Annotated in this window: 18 protein-coding genes and 1 other annotated feature; of the genes, 4 read left to right on the top strand and 14 right to left on the bottom strand. The window is 57.8% G+C overall.

What is annotated here, in order from left to right:
- The first annotated feature begins 9 nt into the window (after window positions 1-9).
- Entirely contained in the window at window positions 10-1,296 is a 1,287-nt protein-coding gene (gene dsdA, locus AC2TE5_RS00090) for a D-serine ammonia-lyase (protein WP_484612434.1), read from the top strand.
- Between the two features lie 82 nt (window positions 1,297-1,378).
- Here dsdA and AC2TE5_RS00085 read toward each other — a convergent pair whose 3' ends face one another.
- From AC2TE5_RS00085 to AC2TE5_RS00070, 4 genes are all read right to left on the bottom strand, one after another.
- A complete protein-coding gene (locus AC2TE5_RS00085) occupies window positions 1,379-1,726 on the bottom strand; it encodes a DUF202 domain-containing protein (protein ID WP_032662043.1) in 348 nt (115 codons plus the stop codon).
- Complete coding sequence (locus AC2TE5_RS00080) at window positions 1,716-2,063, bottom strand: YidH family protein (RefSeq protein WP_023309821.1); 348 nt, start codon at window positions 2,061-2,063, stop codon at window positions 1,716-1,718. Before AC2TE5_RS00080 ends, AC2TE5_RS00085 begins: the two co-directional genes overlap by 11 nt.
- A 92-nt stretch (window positions 2,064-2,155) precedes the next feature.
- The gene (locus AC2TE5_RS00075; protein WP_484612433.1) at window positions 2,156-3,478 is read right to left on the bottom strand and encodes a 6-phospho-alpha-glucosidase; all 1,323 of its coding nucleotides are present in this window, start codon (window positions 3,476-3,478) and stop codon (window positions 2,156-2,158) included.
- Window positions 3,475-5,097 (bottom strand): alpha-glucoside-specific PTS transporter subunit IIBC, encoded by a 1,623-nt coding sequence (locus tag AC2TE5_RS00070; protein ID WP_484612432.1) that lies wholly within the window; start codon window positions 5,095-5,097, stop codon window positions 3,475-3,477. The genes AC2TE5_RS00075 and AC2TE5_RS00070 overlap by 4 nt, the downstream gene beginning before the upstream one ends.
- Window positions 5,098-5,318: 221 nt before the next feature.
- On the opposite strand from AC2TE5_RS00070, the gene AC2TE5_RS00065 reads away from it, so the two are divergent.
- Window positions 5,319-6,065 carry a GntR family transcriptional regulator gene (locus tag AC2TE5_RS00065; RefSeq protein ID WP_484612431.1) on the top strand — a complete coding sequence of 249 codons (747 nt, stop codon included), beginning with the start codon at window positions 5,319-5,321 and terminating at the stop codon, window positions 6,063-6,065.
- Here AC2TE5_RS00065 and AC2TE5_RS00060 read toward each other — a convergent pair.
- The 3 genes from AC2TE5_RS00060 to ibpA form a co-directional block, all read right to left on the bottom strand.
- Window positions 6,033-7,694 carry a putative transporter gene (locus AC2TE5_RS00060; protein WP_213823192.1) on the bottom strand — a complete coding sequence of 554 codons (1,662 nt, stop codon included), beginning with the start codon at window positions 7,692-7,694 and terminating at the stop codon, window positions 6,033-6,035. The two genes, AC2TE5_RS00065 and AC2TE5_RS00060, sit on opposite strands and share 33 nt — an antisense overlap.
- Before the next feature lie 165 nt (window positions 7,695-7,859).
- Window positions 7,860-8,288: a small heat shock chaperone IbpB gene (gene ibpB / locus AC2TE5_RS00055; RefSeq protein WP_108417247.1), complete on the bottom strand. Its 429-nt coding sequence runs from the start codon at window positions 8,286-8,288 to the stop codon at window positions 7,860-7,862.
- 136 nt (window positions 8,289-8,424) lie between these two features.
- Window positions 8,425-8,835: a small heat shock chaperone IbpA gene (ibpA, locus tag AC2TE5_RS00050; RefSeq protein WP_008500162.1), complete on the bottom strand. Its 411-nt coding sequence runs from the start codon at window positions 8,833-8,835 to the stop codon at window positions 8,425-8,427.
- Window positions 8,829-8,900, bottom strand: a sequence feature (ROSE (Repression Of Heat Shock gene Expression) occurs in the 5'-region of heat shock genes and acts as an RNA thermometer to modulate expression.). (Overlaps the previous gene by 7 nt.)
- A 248-nt stretch (window positions 8,901-9,148) precedes the next feature.
- Here ibpA and AC2TE5_RS00045 point away from each other — a divergent pair.
- Window positions 9,149-9,481, top strand: coding sequence for a YceK/YidQ family lipoprotein (locus AC2TE5_RS00045; RefSeq protein ID WP_032640291.1), 333 nt, complete (start codon window positions 9,149-9,151; stop codon window positions 9,479-9,481).
- Here the strand turns inward: AC2TE5_RS00045 and AC2TE5_RS00040 are convergent.
- From AC2TE5_RS00040 to AC2TE5_RS00030, 3 genes are all read right to left on the bottom strand, one after another.
- On the bottom strand, window positions 9,478-10,707 hold the full coding sequence (locus AC2TE5_RS00040; RefSeq protein WP_484612430.1) for a YidR family protein: 1,230 nt from the start codon (window positions 10,705-10,707) through the stop codon (window positions 9,478-9,480). The two genes, AC2TE5_RS00045 and AC2TE5_RS00040, sit on opposite strands and share 4 nt — an antisense overlap.
- Window positions 10,708-10,757: 50 nt before the next feature.
- Window positions 10,758-11,570 (bottom strand): sugar-phosphatase, encoded by an 813-nt coding sequence (gene yidA / locus AC2TE5_RS00035; protein WP_213330459.1) that lies wholly within the window; start codon window positions 11,568-11,570, stop codon window positions 10,758-10,760.
- A gap of 115 nt (window positions 11,571-11,685) precedes the next feature.
- Entirely contained in the window at window positions 11,686-12,711 is a 1,026-nt protein-coding gene (locus AC2TE5_RS00030) for a zinc-dependent alcohol dehydrogenase family protein (RefSeq protein WP_484612429.1), read from the bottom strand.
- A 110-nt stretch (window positions 12,712-12,821) separates the two neighbouring features.
- Between AC2TE5_RS00030 and AC2TE5_RS00025 the strand changes: the two genes are divergently transcribed.
- Window positions 12,822-13,757, top strand: coding sequence for a LysR family transcriptional regulator (locus AC2TE5_RS00025; protein WP_484612428.1), 936 nt, complete (start codon window positions 12,822-12,824; stop codon window positions 13,755-13,757).
- Between the two features lie 34 nt (window positions 13,758-13,791).
- Here the strand turns inward: AC2TE5_RS00025 and gyrB are convergent, their stop codons facing one another.
- The 4 genes from gyrB to dnaA are packed head-to-tail and all read right to left on the bottom strand — an operon-like array spanning window position 13,792 to window position 19,804.
- Entirely contained in the window at window positions 13,792-16,203 is a 2,412-nt protein-coding gene (gene gyrB, locus AC2TE5_RS00020; protein WP_029741443.1) for a DNA topoisomerase (ATP-hydrolyzing) subunit B, read from the bottom strand.
- A 28-nt stretch (window positions 16,204-16,231) separates the two neighbouring features.
- Complete coding sequence (recF, locus tag AC2TE5_RS00015) at window positions 16,232-17,305, bottom strand: DNA replication/repair protein RecF (RefSeq protein WP_032648574.1); 1,074 nt, start codon at window positions 17,303-17,305, stop codon at window positions 16,232-16,234.
- On the bottom strand, window positions 17,305-18,405 hold the full coding sequence (gene dnaN / locus AC2TE5_RS00010) for a DNA polymerase III subunit beta (protein ID WP_484612427.1): 1,101 nt from the start codon (window positions 18,403-18,405) through the stop codon (window positions 17,305-17,307). Before dnaN ends, recF begins: the two co-directional genes overlap by 1 nt.
- A gap of 4 nt (window positions 18,406-18,409) precedes the next feature.
- Window positions 18,410-19,804, bottom strand: coding sequence for a chromosomal replication initiator protein DnaA (gene dnaA / locus AC2TE5_RS00005; protein WP_010426558.1), 1,395 nt, complete (start codon window positions 19,802-19,804; stop codon window positions 18,410-18,412).
- Between the last annotated feature and the right edge of the window lie 12 nt (window positions 19,805-19,816).

Raw genomic sequence — 19,816 nt, 5'->3', positions numbered from 1 at the left:
AGACGTATTATGGAAAACGCAACTATCACTACTTTAACCGCACAGTTTCCTCTGGTTGAGGATCTGATCGCCCTGAAAGAAACTACCTGGCTTAACCCGCGCACCACGACGCTTGCAGAAGGGTTGCCGTACGTCGGTCTGACCAAAGCCGACGTGGACGACGCGCACGCTCGCCTCAACCGGTTCGCGCCGTACCTGGCGAAAGCCTTCCCGGAAACGGCGGCAACGGGCGGGATTATCGAATCCGAACTGGTCGCGATCCCGGCGATGCAGACGCGGCTGGAGAAAGAATCTGCGAAGTCCATTCCCGGCACCCTGCTGCTGAAAAAAGACAGCCATCTGCCGATCTCCGGCTCGATTAAAGCGCGCGGCGGCATCTATGAGGTGCTGACCCACGCGGAGAAACTGGCGCTGGAAGCCGGGTTGCTGAGCCTCGAAGACGACTACAGTATTCTGCTGGAACCGCGCTTTAAGGACTTTTTCAGCCAGTACAGCATTGCGGTAGGCTCAACCGGCAACCTCGGGATGTCTATCGGCATCATGAGCGCCCGCATCGGCTTTAAGGTCACCGTGCATATGTCTGCCGACGCCCGCGAGTGGAAGAAAGCCAAACTGCGCAGCCACGGCGTGATCGTCGTGGAATATGAGCAGGATTACGGCGTGGCGGTAGAGCAGGGACGAAAAGCGGCGGAAAGCGATCCGAACTGTTTCTTCATTGACGATGAAAATTCCCGCACCTTATTCCTGGGCTATGCCGTTGCAGGCGAGCGCCTGAAGGCGCAGTTTGCCGAACAGGGCCGCGTGGTGGATGCGGATCATCCCCTGTACGTCTACCTGCCGTGCGGCGTCGGCGGCGGCCCCGGCGGCGTGGCGTTTGGCCTGAAGCTGGCCTTTGGCGATAACGTCCACTGCTTCTTCGCGGAGCCTACGCACTCCCCGTGCATGCTGCTGGGCGTTTACACCGGCCTGCACGATGAGATTGCAGTGCAGGATCTGGGCATTGATAACGTGACGGCGGCGGACGGTCTGGCGGTAGGACGCGCCTCCGGCTTCGTGGGCCGAGCGATGGAGCGCCTGCTCGACGGGTTCTACACCCTTACCGATCAGAGCATGTACGACATGCTCGGCTGGCTGGCGCAGGAGGAAGGGATCCGCCTGGAGCCGTCGGCGCTGGCGGGGATGGCCGGGCCGGTGCGCGTTCATTCGCATACCAACGTTACCCACCTGGTGTGGGCGACCGGCGGCGGGATGGTGCCGGAAGACGAGATGGCGAAGTATCTGGCGAAAGGGAAGTAATTATACCGGGTGGCGGCTGCGCCTTACCCGGCCTACGGTTCGCGGCAGTTGTAGGCCCGGTAAGGCGTAGCCGCCCTCGGGCTTACAGGCTCACAATTTGCTGAATGTGGGTTACGGCAAACAGCAGCGACAGCGAGAGAACAGCCAGCGCGATCAGGAACTTATCCCGCACCGCTTTCGGCTGGACAAAGTCGTTCTGCGCCACGTCCATCAGGTTACGGCTGCGGGTATAGCGCCATAAAATGATAGCCACCAGCGCCAGCACAACTAGCGAAACCCAGAATGGCACCCCGGTGCGGTGCCAGTTGTGCTTAATCGCCAGGGCAATCAGCGCGCCATACCCCAGCAGCGTGCGCAGCCAGGCGAGTGACGTCCGCTCCGGCTGCAGGCCGGGGTCCGCTTCGCGCCGCGCTTTGCGGCTATCCGCCATAGAACACCAGCACCATTACCACGCCCGCCACCGTCAGCAGAATCGTGCTGATGATCAGCAGCCCGCGCGTATAGGGCAGATCCTGCTTCAGACGCATCGCCTTCTCATTACGCAGCCAGCGCAGATAGCCGTAAATCGCCAGCACGCCCGCGAACAGGCACAGCAGCAGCGCTAGCACTTCACGGATCAGCGGCGTAGCGAAATCAGGCGCGAGCTGATCGAGACCGACCCCTGCGGCAAGAAAGCCCAGCGCGGTGCGGATCCACGCTAAAAAAGTACGTTCATTAGCCAGAGAGAAGCGGTAGTCCGGCGCTTCGCCGAGGCGGGAAATTTTCATGAGGGTTCCTTGTCGTGCTACGGGCAGGCTTCAGCATAGCGTAAATCGACAAGGACAAGGAGACCGGCATCGGGCGATGCCGGTCAGGACGATTAATGCAGCTCTGGCCAGTACGCTTTGTTAGCCTCGATCAGGTCATCCAGAATCGCTTTCGCGACGGACGCGCTCGGCACGGTCTTCGACAGGGTAATCGCCTGCCAGAGTTTCTGGTACGAGCGCTGCTCCCAGGCATCCACCACCAGTTTTTCCACCGCCACCTGCTGGCTCATCAGCCCTTTCTGGAAGTGTGGAATGTCGCCCACCGTAAGCGGTTCCGGCCCGTTATGGCCTACCAGGCACGGGATCTCCACCATCGCGTCGGCATCAAAGTTATGGATGGCCCCGTTGTTTGGCACAATCAGCAGCATCCGCTCCTGGGTGTTAAAGGCAATTGCCGTCGCCAGATCGACGATGTACGACGCATGTTCGTCGATTTCCAGCTCACCGGCGGCGGAGTTACCGGCTTCGATAATCGCCCGGCAGGCGCTGAACACGTGCTTCTCACGGTGATCCATAACTTCATTGGCGCGGGTACGTTCCGGGTTGGAGTGCGCAACCACGTAGTCCGGGAACAGGTAATACTTCAGGTAGGTGTTCGGCATGGTGTCCGGATCCAGCGCCTGCACGTCTTTTGCTTTAGCAAAGGTATCGTTCCAGCTCGCTTCGGTATGCGCGTCGTCAGAAGGGGGAACATAGCCCTTTTTCGCCACGTATTCGCGCAGTTTCGGCATCAGATCGTTGCCGTTCAGATCTTCAATCGACGTCCACCAGCCGAAGTGGTTCAGGCCGTAGTAGCGCACGCGCATCTCTTTGCGGTCCTTCAGGCCGACAATCTGCGCCATGCGCCCTTCAATGCCGATCGGCATATCGCAGATGTTGAGGATTTTGGCGTTCGGGCGCAGGCGGCGAGTGGCTTCCGCGACAATCGCCGCCGGGTTGGAGTAGTTCAGCATCCACGCGTTCGGGGAGTACTGCTCCATATAATCCACCAGCTCCAGTACGCCGCCGATAGAGCGCATGCCGTAGGAAATCCCGCCCGGTCCACAGGTTTCCTGGCCCAGCACGCCGTGGCGCAGCGGGATTTTTTCATCTTTTTCGCGCATCGGGTATTTGCCCACGCGGATATGCGCCATCACGAAATCCACATCGGTAAACGCCGCTTTAGGATCGGTGGTGTAGCTGAATTCAATCTCCGGGGCTTGTTCCTTAAGGATGATTTTGCACGCTTCGGCAATGGTCTCCTGACGCGCGCCGTCGTTGTCATAAAACTTCAGGGCGCGCAGCGGGAAACGGTCGCGGTTGGCTAACAGCATCAGGACGATACCAGGCGTAAAGGTGCTGCCGCCGCCTGCAATGACAACTGAGAATTTTTTCATGATATAGCCTCTGTCAGGGTGGTTTGTTCATTCGATAAAGGGGTTTTCATCAGCGATTCCAGCTGGTCGCGCACCTGAGGAACGTGCAGGCCGACAATCACCTGAATGCCGTTGCCGCGTCGCACCACGCCGTGGGCGCCGAGGGCTTTGAAGACGTCATCGCTTTGCGTTTTCGCCATATCGACCAGGGCGATACGCAAGCGGGTGGCGCAGTTGTTGATGCTTTCGACGTTAGCCGCGCCGCCGAGCGCCTGCAGGAACCCGGCGGCCTGCCCGACCTGCTGGCTGGCCGCTGCCGGGGCGGTGGTTTGCCCCCGCGCCGCCTTATAGTCGGCCTTGCTGTAGAGTTTGATTTCGCTCTCTTCCCGGCCCGGCGTTTTGAGGTTCAGACGTTCGATCAGCGTTTTGAAGACCACGAAGTAAATTCCGGTGAAGCAGACGCCGATGCCAATCTGGGTGAATACCGTCGAGGCGTGGTTATGGAACATGGGGATCCAGTTTTGCGGCAGGAACTGGTCCAGCAGGCCGCCGCCCATGTTCCCCACGACGCCGAAGGCGTACATCACCGTTGCCATAGTCGCCGCCAGCACCGCATGGACGGCAAACAGCAGCGGCGAGATAAACAGGAAGGTGAACTCGAGCGGTTCAGTAATACCCACCAGCACGGCGGTAAGCGTGGCCGGGACCAGCAGCCCCGCCACCTTGACGCGGTTTTCCGGCGACGCGGTATACCAGATAGCGAACGCAATCCCGACCGAGCCAAACACTTTTGAGTTGCCGTGCAGCGCGAATCCGCCTTCCGGGAAGAGGGTTTTCAGCGGCAGGGTACTCTGGCTGAACTCCTGCAGATGCTGCGCCCAGTAGACCTGAATCCCGCCCTCCACCGCCGCCGGGCCGAAGATAAACGGACCGTAGACGAAGTGGTGCAATCCGGTTGGGATCAGAATGCGTTCCAGGAAGGTATACACCCACACGCCCAGCGCGCCGGCGGAGCGCAGGAACGCCTGGAGGGACTCGATGCCCATCTGTACTTTCGGCCAGCCCAGCAGCGTCAGCCAGGCGCAGGGGATCATGACGAAGAACGCGAGGATAACGACAAAGGAGCTGCCCTGGAAAATCCCCAGAAACACCGGCAGCGGCTTGTCGAAGTAGCGGTTGTGGATGGCGGTGACGATGCCTGAAATCACGATGGCCCCGATGATGCTGGTATCGAGTGTTTTGATCCCGGCAATCATCGCCAGCCCGCTACCGGCCGTCGGTTCGGCGGAGAAGTCGACGCCAAAGAAGTGGCCCCAGGTCATCCCCATCGCGTTAATGAAGTAGTTCCAGGTCAGAAAGCTAATCAGCACCGCCAGACAGGCGCGGCCCTGCGCCTGCTTCGCCAGGCCAATCGGCAGGCCGACGGCAAAAATCAGCGGCATGTTGCGAAACACCGCCCAGCCGCCCTCTTCAATGATGTGAACGATCTGCGCGAAAAGATGATCGGGGGCCGTTAGCGCTTCGCCGACAAACAGCGGGTTGCGAAGCATGATGGCGATTCCCACCACGATCCCGGCGAATGGAAACAGCAACACCGGGGTAAACATGGCACCGCCAAAACGTTGTATTTGACTGAGCATTTTTAAATCCTCATGAAACAACCTGTAGGGGTAGAGGCCTTTATGGTTTTTTGCTGGCCTGAGGTGAGCATAAGAACTTACTGATGCGCGAACATGGCGTGCCGCTGCGATTCGTGATCGCATTCATGGTTTTATTTTGACCAATCAGGTCTACTTTTTGCTGTAAATATGGACATGTCAGGACGCAAACCACGCCCTGATAAGGGCAGAGAGGTCTACTGGTGATCTACAAATCAATCGCCGACAGGTTGCGGCTGCGGCTGAATTCATCGGACTACAACATCGGCAGCCCTCTGCCCGGCGAAAAAGCGCTGGCGCAGGAGTTCGGCGTGGCGCGAATGACCATCCGCAAGGCGCTGGAACTGCTGGTGAGCTGGGGGCTGGTTGAGCGGCGGCACGGCAGCGGAACCTTTGTGTCGCGCAAAGACGTTCACCACGAAACCACCAACCTGACCGGGCTGGTGGAGGTGCTGCGTCAACTGGGGAAAGAGGTAAAAAGCAAGGTCTTACAGTTCGAAGTGATGCCCGCCCCACCCGCCATCGCCAGCCAGCTGCGGATTCAGGTGGATGAGCGGATCTACTTTTCCCGGCGGGTGCGCTACGTGGACGGGAAGCCGCTGATGCTGGAGGACAGCTTTATGCCGGTGACGCTGTTTCGCAACCTGTCGCTGGCGCATCTTGAGGGGTCTAAGTTTGATTACATCGAGAAGGAGTGCGGGATCACCATCAGCGGCAACTACGAGAGCCTGACGCCGGTGCTGGCAGATAAAACGCTGGCCGGTTATATGAACCTGCCGGAACAGACGCCGCTGCTGCGCATTACGTCTCTTTCCTACAGCGACAGCGGCGAGTTCCTCAATTATTCAGTGATGTTCCGAAATACCAGTGATTACCAGGTGGACTACCATCTGCGGCGCATCCACCCGGACGACCTGCTAGCTCATCCCCCAGAACAGCACCGCCAGTAGCTGCGGGGTGATGATGCGCAGGAACATCACCAGCGGATAGACGGTGGCATAGGAGAGCGCGGCCGCGCCGCTGGTGGCGTGCAGGTTGTTGGCAAAGGCCAGCGCGGGCGGATCGGTCATGGAGCCCGCCAGCATGCCGCACAGGGTCAGGTAGTTCATTTTGGCGAACATCCGCGCCAGTATTCCCACCGTCAGCAGCGGGATCGCCGTGATAAAGATGCCGTAACCGACCCAGCTCATCCCTTCGCCCTTGACCAGGGTATCGACAAAATCCCCGCCGGATTTTAGCCCGACCACCGCCAGGAACAGGACGATGCCCAGCTCGCGCAGCGCCAGGTTGGCGCTCGGCGGCATAAACCAGTAGAGCTTGCCGATACAGCCGATACGCCCGAGGATCAGCGCCATAATCAGCGGCCCGCCCGCCAGGCCCAGCTTGAGCGCCACCGGGAAGCCCGGCACGTACACCGGAATAGAGCCGAGCAGCACGCCGAGTCCGATACCGATAAACACCGGCAGCATCTGCACCTGCTGCAGTTTTTGCTGGGCGTTACCCACCATATCCGCCACGGCGTCGATGGACGACGGACGCCCGACCAGGTTGAGGATATCCCCGAACTGCAGGCTTGCCTCCGGGCTGGCGACCAGCTCGACGCCCGCTCGGTTGAGACGGGAGATCACCACGTCGTAGCGCTCTTTTACCTGCAGATCGCGTATTTTCTTGCCCAGAACGAGCTCGTTAGTCACCACAACGCGTTCCACGCGCATATCGGTGCCGCGGGTTGAGAGAGAGGTATCCACCTCCTGACCAATCACCAGCCGCGCGTTGTTTAGATCGCCGGGCTGGCCGACCAGGTGCAGCAGATCGCCCTGCTGAATGACGGTGCCTGGCGCGGGTACCATCAGCATATCGTCGCGCTTAAGGCGGGAGCAGATGATATTGGCGCTGTTCAGGATCGGCACGTCCTGAATCGCCATATTGTTCAGGTTGGGGTTATCGACCCGAATGTTGATGGTTTTGATCGGCATATGGCCGTTGGTGAGCGTGGTTTCGTGGTCCTTCGCCTCTTTGTCGACGTTAATGCGAAACAGGACGCGTACCAGCCACATGGAGAGCAGAATGCCGCAAATCCCAAACGGATAGGCCATGGCGTAGCTCATCCCCATCTGGTCGACAATGCCGGGTTCGATACCCAAATCGCGCAGGATTTGCTGCCCGGCACCGAGTGCAGGCGTGTTGGTGACCGCCCCGGAGAAAATCCCCAGCACCACGGGCAGCGGGATATCGAAGATTTTATGCAGAATTGCGGTGACCAGCCCGCCCATCACCACAATGCCGAGGGCAAACAGGTTGAGCCGTAATCCGGAAACCCGAAGTGAGGCGAAAAAGCCCGGTCCCACCTGAATACCGATGGTATAAACGAAGAGGATCAGGCCGAACTCCTGAGTGAAGTGGAGCATTTCGGCGCTGAGGACCAGCCCGAGTTTGTCGGCGAAGTGCCCGACAAAAATGCCGCCAAACAGCACCCCGCCTATCCCAAACCCGACGCCACGGATTTTGATATTCCCTATCCACAGGCCAACAACAGCGACCAGGGCCAACACGCTTACGGTTAACGCGATATCACTCATGATCCACTTCCTGTGCATAACCTTAGTTATGATAAGGATTCTCTCAGAGCCGGATGCGATTGTATGGGCGATGGCGCACAAAAAAGCCCTGCCGGGGCAGGGCTTTATCTTTTCACCCTCTCCCCGTGGGAGAGGGCCGGGGTGAGGGCATCAGCCCGCACACTATTAGCTGTTTAACGCTGGCCGCTCGCTAATGGCGATACGCTGCGGTGCGATGGCTTCCGGCACGTTGCGGAGCAGGTCGATATGCAGCAGCCCGTTGGTAAACGTCGCGCCGGACACTTCCATATGGTCTGCCAGGGTAAAGCTCAGGCTAAACGGCTGATTAACCAGCCCCTGATGCAGCCATTTGGTCTCGGTCTCTTGTTTTTCCGGCGACCCCTTCACGGTCAGGCGAGTGCCTTCAAGCTGGATGTCCAGATCGTCCTGGCGGAAACCGGCCAGCGCAAGGGTAATGCGATAGTGGTTATCGTCGCTTTTTTCGATGTTGTACGGCGGAAACGTCTGTTGCTCATTGCTGCTTTGCAGGGCGTTAGCCAGTTTGTCAAAACCAATCCACTGACGCAGCAGGGGGGATAAATCGTAGTTACGCATACTAAATCTCCTTCTGAGAAGCGAGTTCGGCACAGTTTAATTTTGTGCGCAGTTGTTCCTGCAAATCCTGATGGATTCGCATATGCTCCCGTTACGGCAAGCAAGTCCGGGTGGGCCGCTCACGCGACCCGCGTAATTAGTTAATTTCGATACGACGCGGTTTTTTCTCTTCCGGAATCACACGTTCCAGTTCGATAAACAGCAGGCCGTTGACCAGGTTCGCGCCTTTAACGTGAATGTTCTCGGCTAACTGGAACTTGCGTTCAAAGTTGCGCTCGGCGATGCCCTGATACAGGTAGGTACGTTCTTTCTGCTCGGCCGTATGGGAACCTTTCACCACCAGCAGGTTGTCCTGCGCGGTGATCTCCAGTTCGTTTTCTGCAAAACCGGCGACGGCAATGGCGATGCGGTAGTGGTTTTCGTCAACCAGCTCAACATTGTATGGAGGGTAGCCGTTGCTCTGGCTTTGGTTATTTTCTAAATGGTTAAACAGGCGGTCAAAACCAATTGCAGAACGGTATAGCGGAGAAAGATCGAAGTTACGCATAAATAAAACTCCTGAAATCAGCGAGAAATTGTAGCCTTCCACCATGGACAGGCCTTTGCGCCCCCGAACACCCATCAGGCGAGTTCGTTATCGGGCCACATTCTTAAAATGGGTCTGCAATCGGGCTTTTCAAGCACGACAGCTGCACTTTTTTTTGCACTTTCCTGCATCTCGCTTAGACTGGGACAACAGCACAAAGGGTTAAATTGCGATGGCTGCCACAGTGCGGGGTTATCGGGCTATCCATTTTGGATAAGGCTCGCTATAACCCTGAGTTGCAGGTCTATGCAGTGCCATTAACGATGACTGAGTGATGATGAAAAATGTTCTGATAAAGCTGACGACGTTCAGCGGGGTAGTTTTACTTTGCGGGTGTTCGAGCGTGATGTCTCACACCGGCGGTAAAGAAGGAACATATCCGGGGACGCGCGCCAGCGCGGCGATGATCTCCGATGACGATACAAACTGGGGCACCAAATCCCTGGTTATCCTGGATATGCCGTTTACGGCCGTGGCGGATACGCTTCTGCTGCCGTGGGATATGTTTCGTAAGGACAGCTCCGTGCGCTCACGGGTAGAAAAAAGCGAGCAGGAGAATCTGGCCACAAACGCCGTCATCCCGCCCGCTGAGATGCCTCCACGCTAGTTCTGCGCGGTTTCCGTTGCCCAAAGCTGACGGAAACCGCCTGTCTCTTCCATCCATGCAATAACGCGCCCGTCCGGGGAAAACACGACCGCATCAGCAGACGGCGGGTTGCCGTGATCGGACGTCAAAAACGTCACCTCTCCGGTCTGCGCGTCGCAGCAGGCGATCCGGTTTTCGAGCACAAACCCCAGACGGTCGCCTGAAGGATGCCAGTTAAATGCAGACTGAATATCGCTCCCGGTGCGCGTCAACTGGCGTGGCTCGCCGCCCTCAGGAGAGATCAGCCACAGCTGCACAATGCCGTTATCATCCCGCATCAGAAACGCGATCTGCGTCCCCTGCGGGTTGCTGCGTACCCAGTGGCGCGGTACGTTCACCAGGCCCGGATATGCCCTCTGATGCGTAAAGGTCAATCGACGCTGCATCACCCCGGCAGGCGGCGCTGGCAGGGTCTCTGTCGTGCCCTGTAGCGGCGCATCGCCCGCACGCTTCCAACCCTGCTCGTCTTTCGGCAGGTCGACGATAAACAGTTCGGGTACTTTTTCGCCCTGCGCAGAGAGGGTGTCGCCGATAAACGCCAGCCTGTCGTTTCCCACCCAGCCCTCTTCGTAAGCGCGGTTGATTTCATCGCTGCCCGGCTGTGGGTCAGGCGTCGTGCGGCTAACCAGCACGCTCCAGAAGGCTCCCGGATACTCACGGGGATGGTTCCCCTGCGGGTTCACCGGGCCGTAAGGCGCAGCCACGCCGACGTTGCGTAAATCAAGTTTAGGATCGCGCTCGTGCAGGACATGGTCGTTATAGGTAAAGCTGACGAGCTGCCCGTTTGGGCTGAAGACATGGACGTGGCTGCCGCCGCGCAGCGCGCCTGGGGTGTAGGGCGCAGTGATATCCATCGCGTCCAGGTTGCTCACCTGACCGTTTTGCGCAATCACCCCCTGGCGATGATGAAAATCGTAGTGCCACTCTGAGTTCGGGTTTTTCGGGCCGTGGATAAAGACGTATTTGTCCTGTGCGGGATGAACGGTTACCACGCCGACGTGCGCGCCGTCGGTGGCGCGATAAACCACCTCTACCTCACCCGTACCGACATTGACCCGCTCGATGGTTTCGCCGGTGAACGACGCACCGGACGGGCGCACGTCGTAGACCAGCCACTGACTGTCCGGCGTCCAGGTATTGATGTTTGTCAGCTGGTGGTTACGGGAGGCGAAGGTGATTTGTTTCATGAGGATACCCTGATGCGCAGTTATCGCATCAGGGTATCGTAAGCGGGTTTTTAGTTCAGCACAAACTTCTCAATGGCGTAAGCCACGCCGTCTTCGAGGTTGGATTTGGTCACAAAATTAGCCACTTCTTTCACCGACGGGATCGCGTTATCCATCGCCACGCCCATACCCGCGAACTCAATCATCGCGATGTCGTTTTCCTGGTCACCCAGCGCCATGATCTCTTCCGGCTTAATGCCCAGCGCATCAGCGAGCGATTTCACGCCGGTGCCTTTAGTGACGCGTTTATCGAGAATTTCGAGGAAGTACGGCGCGCTTTTCAGCACGGTGTACTTCTCTTTTACCTCTGCCGGAATGCGGGCAATCGCTTTATCCAGGATCTCCGGCTCGTCGATCATCATCACTTTCAGGAACTGCGTCGCCGGGTCCATTTTCTCCGCTTCACAGAACACCAGCGGAATGGTCGCAACGTAGGATTCATGCACCGTGTAGTAGCTGATATCGCGGTTGGCGGTATAGAGCGTATTGCGATCGAGCGCGTGGAAGTGGGACCCCACTTCCCGGGACAGTTTTTCCAGGAACAGGTAGTCATCGTAGCTCAGCGCGGTTTGCGCAACCGTACTGCCATCTGCGGCTTTCTGCACCAGCGCGCCGTTATAGGTGATGCAGTAGTCGCCAGGCTGATTCATGTGCAGCTCTTTCAGGTAGCTGTGTACGCCCGCATACGGACGCCCCGTGGTCAGGACCACATTCACGCCCTTCGCGCGCGCCGCGGCGATCGCGTTTTTAACGGCTGGAGAGATGGTGTGGTCTGGCAGCAGCAGCGTGCCGTCCATATCGATTGCAATGAGTTTGATAGCCATGAGTTCCCCGGAATAAATGAGTGCTGCCTCATGCTAACGCGATTAAGCCCACAAAAATAGAGCTACATTGCGCAACAGAAACACCCCTTTTACGCTTATCCCGGGGAACAAAGGCTTACTCGCGGGTGAGAACGATTTTACCAAACGCCCCGCGAGCGAGATGTTCAAACGCCTGTTCAAGCTCGTTAAAACGGTAGCGATGCTCAATCACCGGCTTCAGTCCCGTGACGTCAACAGCGCGGACAAAATCTTCCAGCGCCCGGCGGTGGCCTACGCCAATCCCCTGAATGACGGGGGATTTCAGCAGCAGTTCGCCAGCAGAGAGGGTAATCTCCGTCCCGGCCAGCACGCCAATGACGGAGATACGTCCGTGAACGGCAACGGCGCGCAGGGAATGCTTCAGGTTCTCTCCCCCTACGGTTTCGATGATATGGTCGATGCCGCGATCCTGCGTGAGCGCCAGCGTATTTTCAGCCCAATCGCCTTTCAGCCGGTTGATGCCCTGGCTGGCCCCCAGCGTTTTGGCCAGCGCCAGCTTTTCATCGCTCCCCGAGGTGACAAATACCTCTGCGCCGTGCGCTTTGGCAATTTGCAGGGCGAAAATCGCCACGCCGCCCGTGCCCTGCACCAGCACCGATTGCCCGGCGCGGAGCTGGCCGCGCTCCACCAGCGCAAACCAGGCGGTGAGCCCTGCGCAGGGCAGCGTGCTGGCCTCGGCGTCATCCAGAGTCTCCGGGGAGGCCACCAGCGCGTCTTCCTTCACAATCGCATACTCGGACAGCATGCCCTGGAAGTATCCCCCGGACGTTTTATAGGGCAGATTGCGCGCGTCCGCCTGCGGCTTACCGTCTATCCACTCAGGGAAGAAGGTTGAGATGACGCGCGCGCCGGGTTTGAAGCGCGTAACGCCTTCACCAATGCTGTCCACCACGCCCGCCATGTCAGACGCCGGGGTAAACGGGAAGGAAAGCGGGATCGGCATTGTGCCTTCAACAACCATTTTATCGCGATAGTTAAGCGCAACGGCATTCACCCGTACGCGCACTTCACCCGGGCCGGGCTGTGGAACGGGTGCCTGAGTCAGCTTAAGGTTCTCGCGCCCGAGGGCGTCCATGGACCAGCGTTGCATTGTCTCTGTCATTTTATTTCTCCTGCCATCAGATGAGCTTTAGTCCTGACAGTCTACCGTTGACTAAAGGTCGCCAGTGGCGATAAGTTTTCTCTTCATTGACGCCAGAATAGATACAATCTATGACCGATACGCTGAAGGATATTCCTGTTTTTGTGGCCGCCGTTGAGGCGGGAAGTTTTGCTCAGGCCGCAGTTCGCCTGCATTTGTCACGCTCGGCGGTAGGAAAAAGCATCGCTCGCCTCGAGGAGCGGCTGGGGGTACGTCTTTTTCACCGCACCACCCGCAGCCAGAGTCTGACCGATAACGGCGCCCTTTTTTATGAACGCTGCCTGCGCGCGCTGGAGGAGATTAGGGGTGCGGAATCGCTGCTTGAAACAGGGAAACAGCAGGTCACCGGTCGCCTGCGCGTTGCCATGCCGGTGCTGTTTGGTCGCCAGTGTGTCGCCCCGCTGCTGATAGCGCTGGCGCAGGAACACCCCGGGCTTGAGCTGGAAATGTCATTCAGCGACCGCGTGGTGGATCTCGTCGAGGAAGGGTTTGATATGGCGGTGCGTAACGGCACGCTTCAGGACAGCAGCGTGCTGGTCGCCAGAAAGCTGGGAGAACACCGCATGGTGCTGTGCGCCGCGCCGGAGTATCTGCTGAAGAAAGGCCAGCCACAAAGCGTTAATGATTTACCCCAGCATACGGCCATTAACTATTTGAGCGCAGGCAGAGTGTTGTCCTGGCAGCTGATGGATAGCGAAGGAACGTCGCACACCTTTACGCCCCGATCGTCGCTCAACATGGATGATTTGCAGGCGATCTGCGACGCTGCGCTGGCCGGACACGGCATTGCATGGCTGCCCTGCTGGATGGTCGTCAAAGATATTCACCAGGGTAAACTCGTCCCGCTCCTGAAGCAGGCACCGGATGTGCATTTCAACGTTCATGCCGTGTGGCAGCAGACGCCGCATCTGCCGCTGAGGGTAAGAATAGCGATAGATACGCTGGCGAGCCGTTTACCGTCCGTGATGTCGCTGGATATGCCTGCGCCCACGAAAAAGCCGCGCTAAAAGCGCGGCCAGTTATCGTGCGGTATAGCGACGATTAAATATCGATATTTGCCGCTTTCAGGGCGTTCTCTTCGATGAAGGCACGACGTGGTTCAACCGCATCGCCCATCAGGGTCGTGAACAGCTGGTCCGCAGCAATCGCGTCTTTAACGGTCACGCGCAGCATGCGGCGGCTTTCCGGATCCATGGTGGTTTCCCACAGCTGATCCGGGTTCATTTCGCCCAGACCTTTATAGCGCTGGATCGCAAGGCCACGACGGGACTCTTTCACCAGCCAGTCCAGCGCCTGCTCGAAGCTGGCTACCGGCTGACGACGCTCGCCACGTTCGATGAACGCATCGTCTTCGATCAGCCCGCGCAGCGTCTCGCCAAGCGTGCAGATACGACGGTATTCCGGACCGGTCACAAACTCGTGTTCCAGCGGGTAGTCGGTATCAACGCCGTGGGTACGCACGCGAATAATAGGCTCGAACTGCTTATCGGCGTTCTGCTGGATATCGCATTTCCACATGCTGCCGTGCTGCTCTTTCTCGTTGAGATCGGTCACCAGGGCGTTCACCCAGCGGGTCACGGTCTGCTCGTCGCTCAGATCGGCTTCGGTCAGGGTTGGCTGATAAACCAGCTCCTTCAGCAGCGTTTTCGGATAGCGGCGTTCCATACGCGTGATCATTTTCTGCGTCGCGTTGAACTCGGACACCAGACGCTCCAGCGGCTCACCGGCCAGTGCAGGGGCGTGCGAGTTCGCGTGCAGGGTCGCGCCATCAAGGGCGATTGCGATTTGGTACTGATCCATCGCTTCGTCGTCTTTAATGTACTGTTCCTGCTTGCCTTTCTTCACTTTGTACAGCGGCGGCTGTGCAATGTAGACGTGGCCACGCTCAACGATTTCAGGCATCTGACGATAGAAGAAGGTCAACAGCAGCGTACGAATGTGCGAGCCGTCGACGTCCGCATCGGTCATGATGATGATGCTGTGATAGCGCAGTTTGTCCGGGTTGTACTCATCACGGCCGATGCCGCAGCCCAGCGCGGTGATGAGGGTCGCCACTTCCTGAGAAGAGAGCATCTTGTCGAAACGGGCTTTCTCCACGTTGAGGATTTTACCCTTCAGCGGCAGAATCGCCTGGTTCTTACGGTTACGGCCCTGCTTCGCAGAACCGCCCGCAGAGTCCCCTTCCACGAGGTACAGTTCAGACAGCGCCGGGTCGCGTTCCTGGCAGTCAGCCAGTTTGCCCGGCAGGCCTGCTAAGTCCAGCGCGCCTTTACGACGGGTCATTTCACGGGCTTTACGCGCCGCTTCACGGGCACGCGCCGCATCAATAATTTTGCCCACCACGATTTTCGCATCGGACGGGTTTTCCAGCAGGTATTCGCTCAGCAGTTCGTTCATCTGCTGTTCAACCGCCGATTTCACCTCGGAAGAGACCAGCTTGTCTTTGGTCTGTGAGGAGAACTTCGGATCCGGCACCTTCACGGAGACAACGGCAATCAGACCTTCACGGGCGTCATCACCGGTGGCGCTGACTTTCGCTTTCTTGCTGTAGCCTTCTTTGTCCATGTAGGCGTTCAGGGTACGGGTCATCGCCGCACGGAAGCCTGCAAGGTGAGTACCGCCGTCACGCTGTGGAATGTTGTTGGTGAAGCAGTAGATGTTTTCCTGGAAACCGTCGTTCCACTGCAGCGCCACTTCCACGCCGATACCGTCTTTTTCGGTGGAGAAGTAGAAGATATTCGGGTGAATTGGCGTTTTGTTCTTGTTCAGATACTCAACGAACGCTTTGATACCACCTTCGTAATGGAAGTGGTCTTCTTTGCCGTCACGCTTATCTTTCAGGCGGATAGAGACGCCGGAGTTCAGGAACGACAGTTCACGCAGGCGTTTCGCCAGGATGTCGTACTCGAATTCGGTGACGTTGGTGAAGGTTTCATGGCTCGGCCAGAAACGTACCATGGTACCGGTTTTGTCAGTGTCGCCGGTAACGGCCAGCGGTGCCTGCGGCACGCCGTGCGTATAGAGCTGACGGTGAATTTTGCCTTCGCGCTGGATAACCAGCTCCAGCTTCTGCGACAGGGCGTTAACCACGGAAACGCCTACGCCGTGCAGGCCGCCGGAAACTTTATAGGAGTTATCGTCGAACTTACCGCCTGCGTGCAGCACGGTCATGATCACTTCCGCGGCAGAGACGCCCTCTTCCGGGTGAATACCGGTTGGGATGCCACGACCATCATCGGTGACGGAGACGGAGTTGTCCGCATGGATGGTGACCACGATGTCTTTACAGTGACCCGCGAGCGCTTCGTCGATAGCGTTATCTACCACCTCGAATACCATGTGGTGCAGACCGGTGCCGTCATCCGTGTCGCCGATATACATACCCGGGCGCTTACGCACCGCATCCAGCCCTTTCAGGACTTTGATACTGGAGGAGTCATAAGAATTCGACATCAACGTTTCTCGCTCATTTCAACTTGGGTTAATCCGTTATTTTACCCTTTTCCACGGTAAACATCTTCGAATTTTCGTCCGACATGTCTATAACGTGTTCAGCGCTAATGGCGCTGACGAAAACCTGCGACTGCGTGGCTTTTAAGCGGCTGGCAAGCAGCCCGCGCCGCGCGTCGTCGAGTTCCGAGGCAAAATCATCTATCAGGTACAGGCAGCGTCTTCCGCTCTCGCGGGTGAGAAACTCTCCCTGTGCCAGGCGCAGCGCACACATCAGGAGCTTGAGCTGCCCGCGCGACAGCGTGTCTTCCACCGGCGCACCATCGGCACGAATGCGGAAATCCGCCTTGTGCGGGCCGTGCGCGGTATAGGTCAACATGCGGTCGCGCTCGAAGTTTCTCTCTAACACCTCGGCATAATCCGTCTCTTTCTCCCAGCCGCGCTGGAAAGAGAAGGTGAGAGAGAATTCGGGTAAAAACTGTTTGCAGGTGTCGGCCATGTCTTCGGCGATACCTGCGCTGTATTCGGCACGCCAGCGGCTGATTTGTTCCGCGAGAGGGATTAATTCCATGTCCCACGGTCGCAGCTGGGCGTAACGAGTTACCTGGCGCAACGCGGCGTTACGCTGCTTGAGCAGGCGCTTCAGGTTGCTCCAGGCGTTAAAGAAACCGGCTTCGTTGTGAAAACATCCCCAGTCGAGGAACGCCCTTCTGTATTTGGGGCCGCCGTTGAGTAAAGTAAACCCCTCCGGCGTAATCAGCTGCATTGGCATCAGCAGCGCCAGCTCCGCCACCTTGTGGCCGTCGGTGCCGTCGATGCGCACCTTGCTGTCGCCCTGCTTGTCTTTGGTCAGGCCGATGGCGGTTTCGCGCTCCGCCCCCTGCAAACGCCCGTGCAGAACAAAGGACTCCTGCTCGTGGCGAATGACGCGACCAATCTGCAAACTGCGAAACGCCCGACCGTGGCCGAGCGTATAGATGGCTTCCAGCACGCTGGTTTTGCCGCTGCCGTTTGCGCCAACCAGGAAGTTAAAGCCAGGGGATAAAGCGAGATCCGCGCTTTCGATATTGCGAAAGTCGCGGATCAACAGACGGGTGAGCGACATTACAGTCTCATTGGCATGACAACATAAGCCGCGCTTTGGCTGACCGCATCTTCAATCTGTACGCTTGAAACGGAGTCGGTCAGCAGAATGCGCACGTTCTCGCATTTCAGTGCATTCAGCACATCCAGCACGTAGCTGACGTTAAAGCCGATTTCCATCTCGGTTCCGGCGTAGGTGACGTCCAGAATTTCTTCTGCCTCTTCCTGCTCCGGGTTGTTAGCGGTGATTTTGATCTGGTTTTCACTCACGTACAGGCGCACGCCGCGGAATTTCTCGTTAGAGAGGATCGCGGCACGGGCAAAGGCCTGCTTGAGGCTGTCGCAGCCTGCTTCCAGCGTTTTGTCCGGATTCTTCGGCAATACGCGGCGATAATCCGGGAAACGACCGTCAACCAGCTTAGACGTGAAGACAAAATCGCCCACATGTGCGCGGATGTTGTTGCTGCCGATCTGCACGCGCAGCGGCGTGTCGCCACCGTCGAGCATACGCATCAGCTCAATCACCCCTTTACGCGGCACGATCACCGAATGGTTTGGCAGTGAATCGCCAATCGGCATAGAACAGACCGCCAGACGGTGGCCGTCGGTGGCTACGGTACGCAGCTCTTCACCTTCGGTTTCGAACAGCATGCCGTTTAAGTAGTAACGAACGTCCTGATGCGCCATGGAGAACTGCGTGGCTTCAATCAGACGCTTCATCGTCGCCTGCGGCAGGGTGAATTCAACTTCACTTTGCCAGTCGTCCAGGTTCGGGAAGTCCGCAGCAGGCAGCGTGGAGAGCGAGAAACGGCTGCGGCCAGAGCGCACCAGCATACGGTCGCCTTCCAGCTGCACAGCGATTTCAGCGCCTTCCGGCAGCCCGCGGCAGATGTCAAAGAATTTACGTGCCGGAACCGTGGTCGCGCCCGCGTCGTGCGGCTGCGTCAGCGTAACGCGCGCGATCATTTCCATTTCCAGATCTGTACCGGTCAGCGACAGCGTACAGTCCGCGACCTGAAGCAGCAGGTTTCCGAGAATAGGCAGCGTTGGGCGGCCACCTAATGGGCCACTCACCTGTTGCAGCGGTTTTAATAAATGTTCACGTTCAACGGTAAATTTCATAGCGTCACGATGATAATGTTCTGATTAGATTGGAAAAATCTTCTTTTATGTCGTGGCTTTCTTCGCGTAACTGCTCAATCTTGCGACAAGCGTGCAGCACGGTCGTATGGTCACGGCCACCAAACGCATCCCCGATTTCCGGCAGACTGTGGTTGGTTAACTCCTTTGCCAGCGCCATCGCCATCTGACGCGGACGCGCCACCGAGCGGGAACGACGTTTAGACAGTAAATCTGCCACTTTGATCTTGTAGTACTCAGCCACCGTCTTTTGAATATTGTCGATAGTGACCAGTTTTTCCTGCAATGCCAGCAAATCACGCAGCGCTTCACGCACAAAATCGATGGTGATCGCACGACCGGTGAAGTTGGCATTGGCGATAACGCGGTTCAGTGCCCCTTCCAGCTCACGCACGTTGGAGCGCAGACGCTTGGCAATGAAGAACGCCACTTCGCCCGGCAGGCGAATGTCGTTTTCATCGGCTTTCTTCATCAGGATCGCGACGCGGGTTTCCAGCTCCGGTGGCTCGATCGCCACGGTCAGGCCCCAGCCGAAGCGGGATTTCAGACGATCTTCAACGCCATTGATCTCTTTTGGATAACGATCCGAGGTCAAAATGATCTGCTGATTGCCTTCCAGCAGGGCATTGAAGGTGTGGAAAAACTCTTCCTGCGATCGTTCTTTATTGGCAAAGAACTGGATGTCATCGATGAGCAGCGCGTCAACGGAACGATAGTAGCGTTTAAACTCTTCGATCGCATTGTTTTGCAGGGCTTTTACCATGTCCTGAACGAAGCGCTCGGAGTGCATATACACCACTTTGGCATTGGGCTTGCGCGCCATAATGCCGTTGCCCACCGCATGCAGCAGGTGCGTTTTACCCAGGCCCGTACCGCCATAAAGGAACAGCGGGTTGTAGGCCCCACCGGGATTATCAGCAACCTGACGAGCCGCCGCGCGCGCCAGCTGGTTCGACTTACCTTCAACGAAGTTGTCGAACGTGTGTTTCACGTTAACGTTAGAGCGGTAGGTTGGCTCAGCCGGTGCAGGGACATTATCCCAGCCCTGACGAGCGGGTGCGACGCGAGGGGCCGGCGCAGGAGCGGCCTGAGCAGGCGCTGCTACGTTCACGGTTTCACGAACGGTTTGGGTGACCGGCTTTGTGCCCACTTCAAAGCGCAGCTGCGGGGCATCTGACCCGCAGAAATCGTTCAGCAGTCCATTGATGTTATTAAGGTACTTGTCCCTTACCCAATCGAGCACAAAACGGTTTGGCGCATACAAAGCCAGCGTGTTATCGCTCAGTTCCGCCTGCAACGGGCGGATCCACATACTGAATTCTGTGGCTGGTAACTCATCCTGCAATCGGGCAAGACACTGCTGCCAAAGCGAAAGTGACACGGCGGACTCCAC

The sequence above is a fragment of the Enterobacter sp. N5-15 genome (genome assembly GCF_057221635.1).
The sequence above is the reverse complement of the archived record's forward strand: the minus strand, read 5'-3'. Positions and strand labels throughout refer to the sequence as shown.